Annotated in this window: 13 protein-coding genes; 6 read left to right on the top strand and 7 right to left on the bottom strand. The window is 70.7% G+C overall.

All coding sequences use genetic code 11. From position 1 onward, the window contains the following. The first annotated feature begins 69 nt into the window (after positions 1–69). The 4 genes from LG396_RS07500 to LG396_RS07485 are packed head-to-tail and all read left to right on the top strand — an operon-like array spanning position 70 to position 5,005. Entirely contained in the window at positions 70–900 is an 831-nt protein-coding gene (locus LG396_RS07500) for a carbohydrate ABC transporter permease (protein WP_225794270.1), read from the top strand. Then, positions 900–1,727 carry a carbohydrate ABC transporter permease gene (locus LG396_RS07495; protein ID WP_225794142.1) on the top strand — a complete coding sequence of 276 codons (828 nt, stop codon included), beginning with the start codon at positions 900–902 and terminating at the stop codon, positions 1,725–1,727. The genes LG396_RS07500 and LG396_RS07495 overlap by 1 nt, the downstream gene beginning before the upstream one ends. Before the next feature lies 1 nt (position 1,728). Further along, the gene (locus LG396_RS07490; protein ID WP_225794141.1) at positions 1,729–2,964 is read left to right on the top strand and encodes a mandelate racemase/muconate lactonizing enzyme family protein; all 1,236 of its coding nucleotides are present in this window, start codon (positions 1,729–1,731) and stop codon (positions 2,962–2,964) included. A 28-nt stretch (positions 2,965–2,992) separates the two neighbouring features. Beyond that, positions 2,993–5,005 carry a right-handed parallel beta-helix repeat-containing protein gene (locus tag LG396_RS07485; RefSeq protein WP_225794140.1) on the top strand — a complete coding sequence of 671 codons (2,013 nt, stop codon included), beginning with the start codon at positions 2,993–2,995 and terminating at the stop codon, positions 5,003–5,005. Positions 5,006–5,063: 58 nt separating this feature from the next. On the opposite strand, the gene LG396_RS07480 is transcribed toward LG396_RS07485, so the two are convergent. The 4 genes from LG396_RS07480 to LG396_RS07465 form a co-directional block, all read right to left on the bottom strand. After that, the gene (locus tag LG396_RS07480; protein WP_225794139.1) at positions 5,064–7,415 is read right to left on the bottom strand and encodes an alpha-glucuronidase family glycosyl hydrolase; all 2,352 of its coding nucleotides are present in this window, start codon (positions 7,413–7,415) and stop codon (positions 5,064–5,066) included. A 94-nt stretch (positions 7,416–7,509) separates the two neighbouring features. After that, complete coding sequence (locus LG396_RS07475) at positions 7,510–9,144, bottom strand: glycoside hydrolase family 43 protein (RefSeq protein WP_225794138.1); 1,635 nt, start codon at positions 9,142–9,144, stop codon at positions 7,510–7,512. Positions 9,145–9,174: 30 nt separating this feature from the next. Beyond that, on the bottom strand, positions 9,175–10,821 hold the full coding sequence (locus LG396_RS07470; protein WP_225794137.1) for a glycoside hydrolase family 27 protein: 1,647 nt from the start codon (positions 10,819–10,821) through the stop codon (positions 9,175–9,177). Between the two features lie 143 nt (positions 10,822–10,964). Then, entirely contained in the window at positions 10,965–11,933 is a 969-nt protein-coding gene (locus LG396_RS07465; RefSeq protein ID WP_225794136.1) for a glycoside hydrolase family 6 protein, read from the bottom strand. Between the two features lie 320 nt (positions 11,934–12,253). Here LG396_RS07465 and LG396_RS07460 point away from each other — a divergent pair, with 320 nt between their 5' ends. Continuing rightward, positions 12,254–13,264, top strand: coding sequence for a LacI family DNA-binding transcriptional regulator (locus tag LG396_RS07460; protein WP_225794135.1), 1,011 nt, complete (start codon positions 12,254–12,256; stop codon positions 13,262–13,264). 188 nt (positions 13,265–13,452) lie between these two features. Next, positions 13,453–14,616, top strand: coding sequence for an aldose epimerase family protein (locus tag LG396_RS07455; RefSeq protein ID WP_225794134.1), 1,164 nt, complete (start codon positions 13,453–13,455; stop codon positions 14,614–14,616). Between the two features lie 185 nt (positions 14,617–14,801). Here the strand turns inward: LG396_RS07455 and LG396_RS07450 are convergent, their stop codons facing one another. The 3 genes from LG396_RS07450 to LG396_RS07440 are packed head-to-tail and all read right to left on the bottom strand — an operon-like array spanning position 14,802 to position 17,600. Continuing rightward, entirely contained in the window at positions 14,802–15,773 is a 972-nt protein-coding gene (locus LG396_RS07450; RefSeq protein WP_308190069.1) for an NAD(P)H-dependent flavin oxidoreductase, read from the bottom strand. Between the two features lie 10 nt (positions 15,774–15,783). Then, positions 15,784–16,926, bottom strand: a complete 1,143-nt coding sequence (locus LG396_RS07445) for an acyl-CoA dehydrogenase family protein (RefSeq protein ID WP_225794133.1) — start codon at positions 16,924–16,926, stop codon at positions 15,784–15,786. Positions 16,927–16,952: 26 nt separating this feature from the next. After that, entirely contained in the window at positions 16,953–17,600 is a 648-nt protein-coding gene (locus LG396_RS07440; RefSeq protein WP_225794132.1) for a TetR/AcrR family transcriptional regulator, read from the bottom strand. Between the last annotated feature and the right edge of the window lie 6 nt (positions 17,601–17,606).

Genomic DNA, 17,606 nt, shown 5'->3' with positions numbered 1-17,606 from the left:
GCGAGCGCGGGGACGGGCTCGCCGCGTGCTTTCGGCGCACAGCGTGCGGAGCGCCTCGCGCCCTACGTCCTGGTGGCCCCGGCCGTCCTGGTCGTCGCGACGCTGCGGCTGTGGCCGCTGCTCCTGGGCGTGAACTACTCCTTCACCGGCGACGGCGCGCGCGACGGGACCTCGGTCGGCCTGGACAACTACGCCGAACTCGTCGACGACCCGCTCTTCCGCACCGCGTTGGGGAACGTCGGCCTGCTGGTGCTGCTGCTCCCCGTCGCGGTGGCGATCCCCGGCATGCTGGCGACCTTCCTCTTCCTGCGGGTGCCGGGGCACCGGCTCTTCCGGAGCGTGTACTTCTTCCCGGCCGTGCTCTCGCCGGTGATCGTCGGCGCGATCTTCAACCTCCTGCTCGCCTACGACGGTCCGCTCAACTCCCTTCTGGAAAAGGCCGGCATCGGCGCGGTCGACTGGCTCGGCGATCCGGACGTCACCATGTTCACCGTCGTCGGCGTCCACATCTGGGCGACGTTCGGGATGGCGCTGGTGGTCTTCCTCGCCGGCTTCTCCACGCTCGACACCACCCTCCTCGACGCCGCCCGGGTGGACGGCGCGTCGCTCGCCCGGGTCATCCGGCACGTGATCGTCCCCGGCCTGTCCCGCACCATCCAGTTCGTCTTCGTGACCACCATGATCGGGATGCTGACCTCGATGTTCGGTCTGCTCTACGTGATGACCAGCGGCGGACCGGAGGGATCGACCTACCTGCCGGAGTACTACATCTGGATCCAGCAGGGGCAGCTGAACCGCCCGGCGCTCGCCTCGGCCGCCTCGACGGTTCTCTTCCTCATCATGCTCGTCGTGGGGCTGGTGCAGATCGGGCTGCTCCGCCGCGCGGGGAGGGAGCACTGATGCGCGTCCCCCGCCGGAGGCGCTGGGCGGTCGCCGTCCCGATGGCGGCTCTCGCCCTCGCGACGGTCTACCCCCTCGTGTTCACCGCCAACGTCGCCATGAAGTCCCGCCGCGACTACATCCTCGACCGGTTCTCCCCGGCGGACTCCCTGCGCTGGGACAACATCGCCACGGCGTGGACGAGCGTCGGGCTCGGCCGGTACTTCGTCAACTCCGTCATCGTGGTGGCGTCAGCCGTCGCGCTCCTCCTGCTGATCGGATCGATGGCCGGCTTCGCGCTGAGCCACCTGCGGTTCCGGGGGTCACGGGCGCTCTTCCTGTGCTTCCTCGCGGCGCTGTTCGTGCCGTTCCAGGTGGTCATGGTCCCGCTCGCGCAGGTCATGGCCGACACCGGCCTCATCGACACCTACCCCGGGCTGGTCCTCGCCTACGTCGCGCAGTTCCTCCCCTTCTCGATCTTCCTGATGACGAGCTACTACTCGGGGATCCCGCGGGAGATCGTGGACGCCGCCCGCGTCGACGGGAACACGCTGTACGGCGTCTACCGGCGGATCATGCTGCCGATCGGCCGTCCCGCACTGCTGTCGGTCGGCATCCTCAACGCCCTGTTCTGCTGGAACGACGTACTCATCTCCCTGCTGATGATGCCGTCCGCCGAACACCGCACGCTCATGGTGGGCGTCACCTCGCTGCGCGGACAGTACTCCGACGACATTCCCACCTTCGCCGCGGGAGTGCTGATCGCCGCACTCCCGGTCCTCGTGATCTACCTCTTCTTCCAGCGCCAGATCGCCGACGGGATCACCGCCGGCGCCACGAAGGGCTGACATGCGGGTCACCGGATATCGCACGCTGACGACCTTCCACGACTGGGGCCGGCCCGTCGGCGACGCCAACGGCGTATTCACCGACGGGATCACCCCGGTTCCGGTGGTCCTGGTGGACACCGACGCCGGAATCACCGGCGCGGGACTGGGATCCCACACGGCGGCGGAAGCCGTCTTCGCCGCCGTGGACGGCGAGGACCCCCGTTGCGTGACCGCGCTCTACGACCGCATGATCCGGCAGACGTTCAAGGCCGGGCACGGCGGCGCCGTCTTCGGAACCATCGGCGCATTCGACACCGCACTGTGGGACATCAAGGCGAAGGCCGCGGGCGAACCGCTGTGGCGCCTGCTGGGCGGACGGGACCGGACAGTCCCCGCCTACGCCTCCGGACTCGACATCGCCCTCAGCGACGACGACCTGGCCGCGGTCTACCAGGTCTACGCCGAGCGCGGCCTGCGGGCGGCGAAGCTGAAGGGCGGCCTCGACATCGAGCGGGACCGCGACCGCCTGACCCTCGTGCGGGAGGTGCTCACCCGGGCCGGACGCGGGATGCGGCCTGCCCTGATGCTCGACGCGAACGAGTGCTGGACCCGCAAGCAGGCGGTCCGCCACGTCTGTGAGCTGGAGCAGACCCTGGACCTCAGCTGGGTGGAGGAGCCCGTCCGGCGCTGGGACGCGGAGGGCCTGGCCGCCGTAGGGCGGGGGATCCGCGCCTCGGTGGCGAGCGGGGAGAACCTCACCGGGCTCGAACAGTACCGCTCGCTTCTGGCCCAGGGCGCGGTCGACATCGTGCAGGCGGCCGCGGTCTGGGGCGTGACCCACTTCCTGCGGGTGGCCGCCCTGGCGCACGCCCACGACCTGCCGGTCAGCCCGATCGGCGGCTCTCCGGTCGCGCTGCTGCACGCCGCGACAGCCGTGCCCAACCACCTCGCGAGCGAACTGCAGAACCTTCGGGAGCCCGTCGGCCTCTCCTTCGACCTGCGGGTCGAGGGCGGCGCCTTCGTTCTCGGCGACTCGGCGGGCCTGGGCATCGAGGTCGACGAGAAGACGGTCGCGGCGGCCGCGGTGCCCCCGCCCGCCGCCGCCGACGAGGGTCCCGACGTCCGGCCCGAGTACGCGGGACGGCGGCTGCTGGCCGTGGCGGACCGCGCCCGCCCCGCCACCCACCACCCCGGAAGTCCCGTGCTCCCCACTCCACCGCACCCCGACGGGGTGCCCCACGACGCCCGGCCCTGACTCCCCACCGCGAAGAAAGGACACGGCCATGCCCCCACTCCGCGCACGGTACGCACGCACCAGCGCGGCGGCGGCTGCCGCGGCCCTGGCCGCCGGACTCCTCGCCGCCCTGCCCACCGAGTCACTCGCAGCACCCCGGCATCACACCCTCGTCGTCGCTCCGACGGGCGCTCCGCAGGCCGCCGACGACGGCCCTGGGACCGCCCAGCAGCCCCTGCAGACCCTGGCGGAGGCGCAGCGACGGGCACGGAACCTCGCCGGCCGCGGCGACGGCGACGTGCAGGTGAGCCTGCTGAAGGGAATCCACCGTCTCAGCTCCCCGCTGCGCTTCGGGGCCGCCGACTCCGGCCGCGGCGGACACACCGTGACCTGGACGGCCGCACCGGGGGCGGAAGCCGTGGTGAGCGGCGCGGAACCGGTCACGGACTGGGAGCTCGACGACCCCGCGACGGGCGTCTACAAGGCCGACGTCGGCACCGGCTTCGACAGCCGCCAGCTCTACGTCGACGGCGTACCGGCACAGCGGGCGCGGACCGGGCTGTCCCGGTCCGACATCACGCTCGACGCCACGGGCTTCACCCTCGACAACCCGGACCTCGCCTACCTCGCCACGCTGCCCGACCAGGGGCGCATCGAACTCCAGGCGAAGCTCTCGTTCACCAACCGGTTCGCCCCCGTACAGAGCATCTCCGGCTCAAGGGTCGTCATGCAGCAACCGGCCTGGGACAACAACACCTACGGGTACGACACCATCCAGTCCCCGTTCCGTACCCCGGTGTTCACCCTGCTGAACTCCAAGCGGTTCCTCGACGAGCCCGGTGAGTGGTACCTGGACACCACCGCAGGCACGCTGTACTACAAGCCGCTTCCGGGACAGGACCTGCAACGCGCGCAGGTCGAACTGCCGCGGCTGGAATCGCTGCTGGAGGTCGGCGGCACCTACGACGAGCCGGCCCGCAACCTGCGGTTCGAAGGGCTGGCCTTCACCGGCACCACCTGGCTGCACCCCGGCAGCCCCAACGGCTACGCCAACCAGCAGACGGGCGCGTTCATCACGGGAGTCCAGCCCCACAGGCCGTCCGACGCCTTCACCTCGTGCGCGGTCGGCTGCCGCGGCTTCGAGGGCGCCCGCAACAACTGGGCACAGGCCCCCGGGGCGGTGCAGGTGTCGGCGGCAGAGGACATCGGCTTCGAGGACAACAGCTTCGTCAACCTCGGCTCCGTCGGCCTCGGTATCGGCAACGACGCCAACGCGCACGGCACCGGCGTGGGCCTGGGCGCGAAGAACGTGTCGGTCGTCGGCAACACCTTCACCGCGAGCGCCGGCGGCGGCATCGTCGCCGGCGGGGTACGCCCGGACGCGCACCATCCCTCCGACGAGCGGATGACCAACAGCGACATCCTGATCAGGAACAACCGCATCCACTCGACGGCACTCGAATACCTCGACCAGGACGGCATCTTCGCCAGCTATGTCTCCGGACTGGCCATCGAGCACAACTACGTCTCCGACATGCCCTACACCGGCATCGGGATCGGTTACGGCTGGGGCGCCAACGATCCCGGCGGCAGCCCGGAGTACGTCAACCGCGGGCTCTACGACTTCCAGCCGGTCTACCGGACTCCCACGACGCTGCGTGACGTGCGTGTCGTGGGAAACCACGTGCGCAACGTCGTGCAGACGATGTTCGACGCCGGCTGCATCTACAGCCTCTCCGCGATTCCGGGCGGTGTCGTCGACGCGAACTACTGCGAGAACAGCGGGCAACTCGGCCTGTACTTCGACGAGGGCTCCCGCTATCTCAGCGGCAGCCGCAACGTCTTCGTCGGCAGCGCCGGGCAGTGGGCGCACGCCAACAACCAGAACGGCAACCGCACCGGCGACCTCACCCTGGTCGGCAACTACACGACCAACCCCGCCATCACCGGAATCGTCGACGGCCAGCGCGGCAACGTCGCCCGCGACAACGTCACCTTCGACGTGGGCGACATCCCCGCCGGGGCCCGCGAAGTGATCTCCGACGCGGGCCCGACCGGCTAGCGGACCGGCGGGTACGGGCACCGCAGCGGGCGGTGCCCGTGCCGGCGGCCGGCGCGGTTCAGTCCGGTACGCGGATATCTCTGCCGCTGAACCGCTGCCAGTAGCTCACGCACGTGTCCCGCCAGTCGGCCGCGTCCGTCTCGTGGAGCGCCAGCTTGGCCCTGACCTCGGCGAACCGGCGGGCGTCGAGCCAGGGTTCCAGCGAGTCCCAGGTCCGGCGCATGCCGCTGACGTACCGGACACCCGAGTAGTAGTGGTGGACGAGTTCGTCCCAGAAGATCCTGCCGCTGCCCATGGGGCGGTCCCAGGGCACGTGATGGAACCACATCATCAGGTTCTCGGGGACGGTGTCGATGTCCGAGTAGGCCGCTTCCAGGGTGGGGGAGTACTGGGCGGTGAAGTTGCTTCCGGTGGGGGAGCGGTCGTAGCCGAGGCCGGCGCTGTCCGCCTTGTTGTAGTAGACGGGGTTCCAGTCCTCGCGCGGGAGGTGTGATTCCGAGGGGCCGGGGCCGTAGTGGACGTCGGCGGTGAACTGGTGGGCGATCCCGAGGGGGGTCTGGTAGCTCACCAGCGCCGGCCAGGAGCCCATCATCATGGAGACGATCGCGTCGACGACCTTCCGGCTGTTGCTCCAGGTCATCCTCACCCAGTCGGCGGCGATGTCCGCGGAGTCCGCGGTCCAGTCCCAGGACTGGCGGCCGAAGGCGTACAGGTTTGCCTGGGAGAAGTGGTGTCCGGTCAGGTTGTCCGCGTTGCCCAGGTTGGCCACGCCGACGACGGCGGTGTCCGAGTGGCCCTGGGCCGTTCCGTCCACGACGTGGCCGACCAGGCGCCTGTCGAGGGGCCGGCCCCGCGCGTCCGTGGCGTGGGTGTCGGTCTTGAGGATCTCCTCCCACATGGGCGCCAGGAAGCAGAGCATCCGGTTCTGGCCGGTGTACTCCTGGGTGATCTGGAGTTCGAGGGCCTGGTTGGTGTTCTCCATCCGTCCGAACATCGGGTGGACGGGCTCCCTGGCCTGGAAGTCCAGGGGGCCGTTCTTGGTCTGGAGGAAGACGTTGTCCAGGAAGCGGCCGGTGGTTCCGTCGGGCTGGGCCTCGTCGTCGATGTGACCGAACTCCAGGTAGGCGCGCTTCAGCCGGTCGCTGTCGACGTCGGGGTTGTAGACGAAGGTCCGCCAGTAGATCTTCAGGCCGAGGGGTGCCACCGCGGTCGCCATGCCGTTGGCGCCGTCGCCGTGGTCGTAGCCGAAGTCCTGGGGGCCCGGCTGGCCCTCGGAGTTGGCCTTCACGGTGAATCCGAGGAAATCAGGTATGGATTCCTGGATCCGCCGGGCCCTCCGGGTCCACCAGGCCCGGAAGTCGGCGTCCGTGGGCGCCATCTGCTCCTCGGTGAGCGTGTCCGGTGCGAAGCGGCCGTCCATGGGTGCCGCGTAGCGGATGGAGAGGGCGAGCCTGATCCCGTACGGCCGCAGCGCGTCGGCCAGCGCGGCCTCCTGGGCGATGTACGCGGGAGTGAGGTAGGAGTTGTCGGCGTTGACGTTGTTGATGGTGATCCCGTTGATCCCGACGGAGGCCATCGCCCGCGCCGCCACGAGGTAGCGGTCGAGGACGACCGGCAGGTTCAGCGGGGCACTGGCGCCGGTCGCGGCGAAGTTGAAGATCGCGCCGTTCTCACCGCGCAGCCCGCCCGTGCCCGGCTCGTCGTTGCCGGCGTAGAGACGCTCGGTGTCCCAGTAGTTCAGGTGGCGGTTGGCGACCCTCGGGGTCTCGGTGAGTGCCAGGTCCGTGATCGGCTCGTGGGTCTGGATGCGCCGCAGGAAGGCGAACGTGCCGTACAGCGCGCCCACTTCTGTGGTCCCCGCGATGAGGGTGAACGCCCGGCGCCCCTGGGAGACCGACTTGACGACGAAGCCGTCCCGGCCCGCGCGCGCCAGCTCGTCGGCCTTCAGGAACCGGCGCACGGCCTGCGAACTCTCCGGGGTCCCCACGACGACGGCGCCGTCGGGCGGGACGTCCCCGGGCCGCGGGAGTGCCCGCACCGGCCGGTCCAGCAGCCCGCTCAGGCCCCGGACCAGCTCCTCCCTGGCCGCCTCCAGGGTGGAGGTCATCAGCCGCTCGGACGATCCCGGAGCCATGCTCAGGTTCGGTGTGTGCCGGTACGAAGCGTTCCGGTCGGCGTTCTCCACGACGACGGCGGTCACCTGCCGCCGGTAGTGCCCGAGCAGGTGCGGGTCGCGGACGGGCACGTAGCGCAGCCACATGTCGGAGCCGTCGTAGTCGTCGTTCCGCGGCCCGGCGGGACCGAAGCGCGCGCCCTCGCGGCCCGGTGCCGCCGCGGCCGCGCCCGTGTTCGATCCCAGGGCCGCGCCCGCCGTGACCGCACCCATGAACGACCGTCGATTCAGTGACATGAACCTGTCTTACCAAAACAGTCCCGGGTTGTCAGTCTGAAGAACGCTGATCATGTCTGTGAACGTCTTCGTGGTCGTCTCCGCGTCTCGGGGGTCACGGGGTTGCCAACTCGAATCTCGCCACCCGCACGCTGCCTCCGAGCGCTCTGGTGGCGTGGTTGAAGACGGCGAAGCGGTAGCCCATGAAGAACTGCCAGGCATTGTTGAGCGTGAAGGCGGGCCCGAGCGGGCTGAAGCCGCTGCCGTCGGTGCTGTACGAGAACTGGGCCTGCCGTCCGCTCCCGGGCCGGATGTCGGCGCGGGCGCGCAGCCATATCCGGCTGCCCGTGAATCCCGCGCTCGCCCGCTCGGACCCCCTGCCGGTGGTGTTCCAGTTGCCGTCCATGGTCAGGCCGTCGACCATCACCACGCGCGTCGTGCCGCCCTCGCGCTTGAGGCCGATCCACGCGGAGGAGTCGCGCAGCATGGCCAGCCCCGCCCGGTCGCCGTCGGCCATCTGGGAGCAGTCGAGCTCGATCGTGGCGGTGGAGGTGGGTCCCTGGACGCGATGGGTCAGCGTGTTGCGGGCGCTGTACAGGTCGTCGGTCACCGTCGCGGTGCGCAGGGTCAGCCCGTCGCCGACGGAGAATCTGCCGGTGTCGGGGTTGTGGTTCCACTCCCACTGCGGGCCCAGCCGGGTGCCCTGGAAGGTGTCCGTGCCGGTCATCGGCGCGACGGGGCGCAGGGGCAGCGGTGCGGTGTACGACTGCCCCCAGGCGCCGTTCACGAGTTGCAGGACGGGCCAGCCGTCCCCGGTCCACGTGATCGGGGCGAGCGCCGGGACCCGGCCGCCGGGGTACGCGTCGACGAAGGCCATGTAGTGCCACTGCCCGTCCGGGGTGCTCACGAGGCCGCCCTGGTGCGGCACTCCGCCGCCGGCGATCGGTCCCGCCAGGTTGAGGAGCACCTGCCGCATCTCGTACGGACCGAAGGGTCCGGAGGCGGACTTCAGGATGTACTGGCCGTTGGCCGGCCGGGTCAGGAAGATGTAGTAGTTCCCGTTGATCTTGTAGAAGCGGGCTCCCTCCAGCGTGCCGACGCTCGACGGGGTGCTGAACACCTGCTGGGAACGGACCTGGGTGCGCGCGTCCGGCGCGAGCTGGGCGACGTGGATGGCGGTGTTGCCGTAGGCCACGTAGGGGGTGTCGTCATCGTCGAACAGCAGACCCGCGTCGTAGTAGACGTTGCCGAGGGAGGCATGTCTGCTCCAGGGACCTTCGACGGACGTGGCGGTGTAGAGGTAGGTGCGGGCGAAGTCGATCTGGCCCACCCAGTAGAACGTGCGGCTGCTCGGGCGGTAGCCCAGGGAGGAGGCCCAGATGCCGCGGACGTAGCCGCGGCCGCCGTTCAGGTCGTACTTGCTCCCGAAATCCAGCACCGGCACCGAGTGGCCGGCGAACTCCCAGTTGACCAGGTCGTAGGAGCGCAGGATGGGCGCGCCCGGCGAATAGTGCATCGTCGAGGCGGAGTAGTAGTAGGTGTCACCGACGCGGATGATGTCGATGTCCGCGAAGTCCTGCCACAGGACGGGGTTCGCGTACGTCGCCAGCGCGGCGTTCGCCGCGGTGGGGGACGATGCGGCCGGCCGGGCATGGGCGGAGTGTGCGAGGGGCAGCGCGGTCGCGGCGGTCAGGCCGGTGGCGGCCGTCAGCACGCTCCGGCGGCTCCAGGGCCGCAGTGGGTCGGACATGGGGGGTCGGCCTCCTCGGTCGTATCGGGGTCAGTTGCGGGTCCACCGCTGGTGTGCCTGGCCGCCGCAGGCCCCCAGGACCAGCCGCGAGCCGTTCGCGGTGGCCGCACCGCTCGTCTCCAGGCACAGTCCGGCGTGCACGTTGCGGATCGAACCGTCGGCGGCGAAGCTCCACTTCTGGTTGTCCTGGCCGTTGCAGGTCCAGGTGATCACCCGGGTGCCGTTGGCGGTCCCCTGGTTCTCGGCGTCCAGGCACTTGTCGCCGAAGACGCGGATCTCTCCGCCGGCCCACGTCGTCCAGAGCTGGTTGGCGGCGGTGTGGCAGTCCCAGATCACGACGGCGGCGCCCGCGGCCGTGGAGGAGTTCTCCACATCCAGGCAGCGGCCGGAGCCGTTGCCGCGGATCCGGGAGGTCTCGGCGGCGAGCGGCGTGCCCCCGGTGATCCGGAACGCCGTCACGCCGTGCGCCGGTACGCTCGCGGTGATCTGGCCGCTCGTGTCCGACGTGGCGCCGGTCCACAGGTCGGTGAGGGCGAACGACCCACCGGTCAGGCCGATCTGTGCGGCCGAGGCGCTGACGGTGGCGGTGCCGTCGCCGCGGTTGAAGAGCCCGACGGCGACCGAGCCGTCGGACAGGGGCTTGGCGAACACCTCGGTGGCGCCGTCGTCGCGGACCCGTCGTCCGCCGGCGCCCAGGGGGTCCTGGTTCACCGCCAGCAGCCGCTGGTTGCGTAACACCGCGCTGACGTCGGCGGACATGGTGCGGATGTCGTTGCCCGCCATCAACGGCGCGGCCATCAGCGCCCACAGGGTGAAATGCGACCGCGACTCGGTCAGCGACAGCCCCGGTCTGCCCACGACCAGCATGTCCGGATCGTTCCAGTGGCCCGGGCCGGCCTGGGCGGCGAGCGGGGCGTTGACGTCGACGACGTTGCCGACGCCCATCGGGTAGCTGTTGACGTTGCCGTTCTGCCAGATGTCGAGCAGGTCCTCGGTGGTGCGCCACAGGTCGGCGACCTCGCCCCAGTCGTACGTGGAGCCGGTGATCGCGTGGAAGCTGTTCGGGTTGATGCTGTAGACGATGGGCCTGCCCGTGTCCCGCAGGGCGTCGCGCATCAGGGAGAACCGGGCCACCTGCTCGTCCCGCGTGCCCGCGGGCGAGCACCAGTCGTACTTGAGGTAGTCCACGCCCCAGGAGGCGAAGGTGCGGGCGTCCTGCACCTCGTGTCCCATACTGCCCGTCGAGCCGGGGAACGTGCCGACGCGCTGCGCACAGGTGCGCTCGGTGGGCACCTGGTAGAGGCCGAACTTCAGGCCGCGGCTGTGGATGTAGTCGCCCAGCGCCTTCATCCCACCGGGAAACTTCGCCGGGTGGGCGCGCAGGTTGCCCTGGGCGTCACGTTGCGGGTCGAACCAGCAGTCGTCGACCACCACGTACTCGTAGCCCGCGTCCCGCATGCCCGAACTGACCATGGCGTCCGCGGCCTGGCGCACCATGTCCTCGGTGACGGCGCAGCCGAAACTGTTCCAGCTGTTCCAGCCCAGTGGCGGGGTGACGGCCGGGCTGCCGGGTGCGGCCTGGGCCACCGGCTGGTGGGGCGCCGCGGCGGACAGCGTCAGCACCGCGGCCGTCACCGCGAGGAGGCGGGCCAGCCGCCTTCGTGCTCGAACGAGCATTGCCTCTCCTTTTGTCGCGCCCGTCCCGCGGGGCCCCGCTCGCCGCGGGACGGGCGGTTCCGTGCGGCCGTCCGGCGTTCAGCAGGTGGGCGTCGGCCCGGGCATGCGAGCTTGTGCACAGCCTGGGAGGCCGCGCCCGGGTGTCAGTAGCCGTAGATCATCTTGTAGGCGACCTCCGGCAGGAACTGCCCGGCGGTGGAACCGGATCCGACACCGCAGTTGCCGTCGGACTCCCCGGGTGTCTTGATCCACAGGAGCATCTCGGCGCCGCCCCCCTGCTGGGTGGGAGTGCCGATCCTGCGTCCGCCGGGGTTGCACCACTCACCGTTCGAGCCGTTGCCGTTGCGGCTGGTGTCCACGACGAACGGCTTGCTGTAGCCGTGGCGCTGGCCCAGTGCCTGGTTGACGCTGCCGGCATAGGACACGTTCTCCGAGGTGGTGAAGTAGTTCGAGACGTTGAGGGAGAAGCCCCTGGCGAGGCTGAGTCCGGAGGCGTGCAGGCGTTCGGCCATGGTGGAGGCGTCGACCCAGCGGGGGTTGCCCGCGTCGAGGTAGACCCAGGCGTTCGGCGCCGCGGACCGGAACCGCGAGAGGGCGTTGGTGAGCATCGTCTGCCGCTCGATGATCTGCGCCTGCGACATGCAGCTGTAGTCCCCGAGAGCGTCGGGTTCCAGGACGACGACGGCGGGGCGGCTGCCGATCGCGCGGGCGAAGGCGTCGATCCACCCGGCGTACTCGGACGGGGACGCGGCTCCACCGCCCGAGTGCCCACCGCACGCGTCGCGGCCGTACATGTTGTACGCGACGAGGAGCGGCAACTTGTCGGCCGCCTGGGCCGCCCCGGTGTAGGAACCTACGGCGGAGCCGATGTCGCCGCTCCAGGAGCCGAACCAACGGGCCATGGGGGTGCTGGCGATGGAGCTGCGGATCGCGGAGGCCCGGCCGTCCCCGGGGTTGGCGGCCGACCAGGCCGCGGGGCTGGAATTCGGGTCGACGTAGAAGCCGCTGGTCATGGCGAGCGGGGTGGGCGCCGCCTGCGCGGATGGTGACGAGATCAGGAACAGCGGCAGTGCGAGGAGCGCTGCCACCGCCCCGCGTATGAGTTTGCGCATCGGTGAACCTCATTCATGAAGGGGAACGCCGCGGGGCTTTCGTCCTGAGCCCGCGGCATGAAGGTGCGACGGTGTCGGGCTGCCGCACTCCGAGCACGAGTGGCGCACGGGAGCAATGCTCTTGGGAGCGCTCCCATTTTGTGGCAGAGATTCGCGAGTGCTTCCGGTCATCGTGTGGGCGCTGATGGGAACCTGTCAAGAGTTGCCGCGCGGCCACTCTTCACCGGAGAGCGGGGAGTCGTTAAGGTCCCAGGACTGGAAGCGCTCCCGGCGGTGGGGGCGTCCTGACGGCCACGGGTCGGAGGAGGCTCCGGGGGTCCATGACAGACGTGCCGCGCCGGCAGCCCACGCTCGACGAGGTGGCCGAGCGCGCCGGCGTCTCCCGCTCGGCGGCCTCCCGGGTGCTCAACAACGCGCCCCACGTCAGCCCGGCGAAGCGGGCGGCGGTCCTGCGGGCCATCAGGGAACTCGACTACGTGCCGAACACGACGGCGCGGGCGCTGGCCACCCGCCAGAGGGGCGCGGTCGCCCTCGTCATCTCGGGCGAGGCTCCGTCGATCTTCGCGGACCCGTTCTTCGCAAAGGTGATCGTCGGCGCGTCCGGCGCCCTGGAAGGAGCCGACCTGCACCTGATGCTGTGCCTTGCGGCAAGCGAGCGCAGCCGGCGGCGACTCGCGGAACTCCTGCGCGCCCGGGGAGTCGACGGCGCCATGTTCATGGCCGTCCGGGAGAACGACCCTGTGCTCCACCTCGCACGGGAGGCGGAGGTCCCTGTCGTCTTCGGCGGACGCCCGGCGGGATTCGATGCGCCGTGGTTCGTGGACGTCGACAACGCCGGCGGCGCGCGCCAGGCCACCGAGCACCTGCTCGCCCGCGGACGGAGGCGGGTCGGCATAATCTGCGGGCTGCCGGACACCGAGGTGAGCCGTGCGCGTCACCGCGGCTACCGGGAGGCCATGATCCTCGCCGGACTGCAGCCTTTCCCGCCGGAGTACGGAGACTTCACCGAACCCAGCGGCGCCGCCGCCATGGCAGCACTGCTGAAGCGGCAGCCGGAACCGGACGGGGTGTTCGCCGCCAACGACAACATGGCGGCCGGAGCGCTGCGCACGCTGCGCGGCTCGGGTCGCGCGGTGCCCGCCGACGTCGCGGTCGTGGGCTTCGACGATCTGGACATCGCGCGGATCGCCGAACCGTCGCTGACCACGGTCCACCAGCCCATCGAAGCCCTGGGCAACGAGATGGCCCGCATGCTCGCCGGGCTCGTCGCCGGCGAGGACCCCAGCTCCCTGATCCTCCCCACCCACCTCGTGGCCCGCGCCAGCACCTGAAACTTTCGGCCGCGGGCTACGGGTTCGCCGTGCGCTGACCGTTGACAGCCGCCGTCGGCCTCCTTACCGTCTGGCCTGAATTTCGAACGACTGACGAAATTTCGAACACGGAACAAGTGCAGTGCGGAGTGCCGGCCCGCGACTCGTACGACCCGATCCCGAACTCTCGCTGACGAGGAGTTATCTCCATGACCCCGAGCACGAGCAGACGCTCCATGCTGGCCGCGACGGCCGGCGGCCTGGCCGCCGCCGGGCTCGCCGCCCCGGCGGCCGCGCGCACTGCCGGCCGGCCGACCCGGCCCTTCCGCGAGCCGTTCGGCCGGCTGGCCGACGGCACCCGCGTGGACCGCTGGACCCTCGCCAACGGCGGCACCCGGATACGGGTGCTGTCCTACGGCGGCATCGTGCAGTCCCTCGAACTGCCCGACCGCCGCGGCGGGTACGCGAACGTGTCGCTGGGCTTCGAGAACCTCGACGCCTACGTCGCCCTCAGCCCGTACTTCGGCGCGCTCATCGGCCGCTACGGCAACCGCGTCGACAGCGGCCGCTTCACCCTCGACGGCCGGACGTACCAGCTACCGCTCAACGACGGGGACCACAGCCTGCACGGCGGCGACAAGGGCTTCGACAAGCGGGTGTGGGACGTCGAGCCGTTCACCTCCGCGGCGGGCGTAGGCCTGACCCTGCGCTACGTCAGCGGCGACGGCGAGATGGGCTATCCCGGCGCACTGGCGACCCGGGTCGACTACACCCTGACCGCGGACGGCGACTGGCGGATCGACTACGCCGCCACCACCTCCGCGCCGACGGTCGTGAACCTCACCAGCCACGTGTACTTCAACCTCGCGGGCGAGGGCAGCGGCGACGTCCACGGCCACGAAATGAAGATCGCCGCATCCCGCTACACCCCTGTCGACCAAGGCCTCATCCCCACCGGAGAACTGGCCCCGGTCGCGGGCACCCCCTTCGACTTCCGCCGGCCGAAGGAGGTCGGCGCGGACCTGCGCGACGGCCACGAGCAACTGCTGTACGCCAAGGGCATCGACCACAACTTCGTCCTGGACAAGGGCATCACCCGCGCCCCGGAGCGGGCGGCCTCGGTCCGGGAGCCGTTGTCGGGCCGCACGATGACCATCAGGACCACCGAGCCCGGCCTGCAGTTCTACAGCGGGAACTTCCTCGACGGGTCCTTCGCGGGCACCTCGGGCCGGGTCTACCGTCAGGGCGACGCCTTCTGCCTGGAGACCCAGCACTTCCCCGACTCCCCGAACCAGCCGTCGTTCCCCAGCACGGTCCTCCGCCCCGGCGACACCTACCGCTCCACCACGGTCCACTCCTTCGGCACGGACTGACCCGTCCCTCCGCCCCGCAGCAGTGCCCGTCCGGCGGGGCGGACCCCCGTCGGACCCACCGGCAGTGAACCCCGGCGGCCGATTCGCTGCCGGAGCACGGCGACGGCATCGGCCACCGCCGCCCGCTCCCCGCGAGCGGCGGTGGCCGGCCGTCTCCCGGTACGCGCGTATCCCCGGCCCCAGGATCAGCGCCGCAGGGCGGTCAAGCGGCCGGTGATCAGCTCTCCGGCTTCTTCCACGATGCGCTCCACGACCTCGCGGACCGTCGGGATGTCGTCGATGAGGCCCTGGGCCAGGCCCGCGCTCCAGATGCCGGCCTCCAGGTCGCCGTCCTCGAACACCCTGCGGCCGCGGGTCCCGGCGACCAGGTCGCGTACGTCGGGGAACCCGCCGCCCTCGTCGAGGATCTCGACGACCTTGCGGCTGACGGTGTTGGTCGCCACCCGCGCGGTGTTGCGCAGCGGGCGGAAGAGCAGTTCGGTGTCCTGTTCGGTGTGGGCGACGATCTGCTCCTTCACGCGCCGGTGCACCGGGGACTCCGCCGTGCACAGGAACCGCGTGCCCATGCTGATGCCGTCCGCCCCCAGCGCGAGCGCGGCGACCAGGCCCCGGCCGTCCGCGAAGCCGCCGGAGGCGATCATCGGCACCGTCAGCCGCCGGGCCGCCGCGGGGATGAGGACCAGGCCCGGTACGTCGTCCTCCCCGGGGTGTCCGGCGCACTCGAAGCCGTCGATGCTCACCGCGTCGACGCCGAGCCGTTCGGCCTTGACGGCGTGCCGGACGCTGGTGCACTTGTGCAGCACCCTGACGCCGTGCGCGCGGAACTCCGGCAGATGCTCCTGCGGGTTGAAGCCGGCCGTCTCGACGATCCGCACGCCGGATTCGATGATCGCGCGGCGGTACTCCTCGTACGGCGGCGGGTTGATCGACGGCAGGATGGTGAGGTTGACGCCGAACGGCCTGTCGGTCAGCTCCCGGCAGCGGTCGATCTCCTTCGCCAGGGCCTCCGGCGTGGGCTGGGTGAGGGCGGTGAGGAATCCGAGCGCGCCCGCGTTCGCCACCGCGGCGACCAGTCCGGCGCGGCCCACCCACTGCATGCCGCCCTGGACGATCGGGTGCTCGACGCCGAACATCTCGCTGAACCGTGTCGTCAGCACGTCGCGCCCCTCACAGCCCGTAGGTCTTGCCGATGATGTCGCGCTGGATCTCGCTCGTGCCGCCGTAGACCGTGGACGCGACGGTCGAGCGCAGCAGGGCTTCCATGCCGTACTCCGTGGCGTAGCCGTAGCCGCCCATCATCTGCATGCCCTCCAGGGCCACCTGCTTGGCCAGCTCGGTGCACTTGAGCTTGGCCATGGACGCCTCGCGGGCGAAGACCCGGTCGGGTTCGGCGTCGATCGCGGCCGCGACGTCGTCCAGCAGGAGCCGGGCGCATTCGAGTTCGGTGGCCATGTCGGCTATGCGGTGCTTGAGCGCCTGGAACGAGCCGATCGGCCGGCCGAACTGCTCGCGCTGCCGGACGTACGCGAGGGTGTCGTCGAACGCGCGCCGGGCGGTGCCCAGCATCAGCGCGGCGAGGATCATCCGCTCCAGGTTCAGCCCGGTCATCAGCTGCTGCCAGCCCTGTCCGGGCGTGCCCACGACGGCCGTGTCCGGTACGAAGCAGTCGGTGAAGTAGAGGTCGTTGACCTCCCGGCCGCCCATCGTGTCGATGCCCCTGATCTCCAGGCTGGCGGCGTCGGCGGGGACCATGAACTGGGTCAGGCCCCGGTGCTTCGACTCCTCGTGCGACGTGCGGGCGATGAGCAGGATGTGGTCGGCGAAGTGCGCGTTGGAGCACCAGGTCTTCTGCCCGTTGACGACGTACCCGCCGTCGGTCCGCTCCGCGCGGCAGGCCAGCGCTCCCACGTCGGAGCCGGCGCCCGGCTCCGACATCGAGATGGCCTGGACCCGGCCCCGCACCGTGCCTTCCAGGACGGTGCGGCGCTGCTCCTCCGTGCCGTACTTCTCGTAGGTCGCCGCGGCGATGGCCGTGGTCCCGAAGCCGCTGATCGGCGCGAGCCCGTAGGCGGTCTCCTCCAGGAAGAGGCACAGGTCCGCCATGCCGAGGCCCGCGCCGCCGTACTGCTCGGGAACGACGATGCCGAGCCAGCCGAGCTCCGCCATCTTCTCGTAGAGCTTCTGGTTGTGCGGCTCCTGGCCGCCCTCGGTCAGCTTGTCCCGCTGCTCCTTGGTGCCGCACTCGCGGCGGCAGAAGTCGCGTATCGCCTTGGTCAGATCGCGGCGTTCGTCCGTCAGGGCTCGGGGCATGGTGCGGGTTCCTCCATCTAACGGTGTCATGGCGTCGGTGGGGCGCTGCCGCCGTCGGCCGCGCGGATCGCGGGATAGACCGTGTTCAGCAGGTGGAGCACGGTGCGGGTGAGGATCACGTGCAGGTCGCTGCGGCTGAGCGTGCCGCGTACCAGCCACTCCCGGGAGGCGGCCTTGAGCATGGCGCTGTGGGCGCGGATCATCGCCCTCAGCTGGGTCCGCCCTTCGGTGACGTCGGCCATCAGCGCGGCCTCGAGGATGCGGTCGGTCGCGATCTCGTCGGCCTCCAGCATGATCCGGTCGACCTCCGGGTCGTTGCCCAGGGCTTCCAGGCCGATCGCGGACAGCCACATCTCCCGGTTGCGCTCCACGACGTCGAGCCAGCGGTCGACGCAGATCGACAGCCGCTCCTCGGGGCCGGTCGGCGGCAGATTGCGGGAGACGGAGGCGGGTACGACCATCATCTGCCGCACCACCTCCAGGTAGAGGCGGCGCTTGCTGCCGAAGTAGTGGTTGATCAGCGCCCGGGCCACGCCGGCCTCGGCCGCGATGTCCGAGGTGGACACCGTGGCGTAGCCGTTCGCCCCGAAGAGCCTGCGGGCGACGCCGAGGATCTCCGCACGCCGGGCGTCCGGCTCCATCCTGCGTCGCTGCGTCTGGCGTCGACCGCCCATGCCGGT

It is taken from the genome of Streptomyces aculeolatus, from assembly GCF_020400605.1.
In the GTDB taxonomy this organism is placed as follows: Bacteria; Actinomycetota; Actinomycetes; order Streptomycetales; family Streptomycetaceae; genus Streptomyces; species Streptomyces aculeolatus.
Note: the sequence above shows the minus strand (reverse complement) of the source record. Positions and strands in the feature narration are given on the sequence as shown.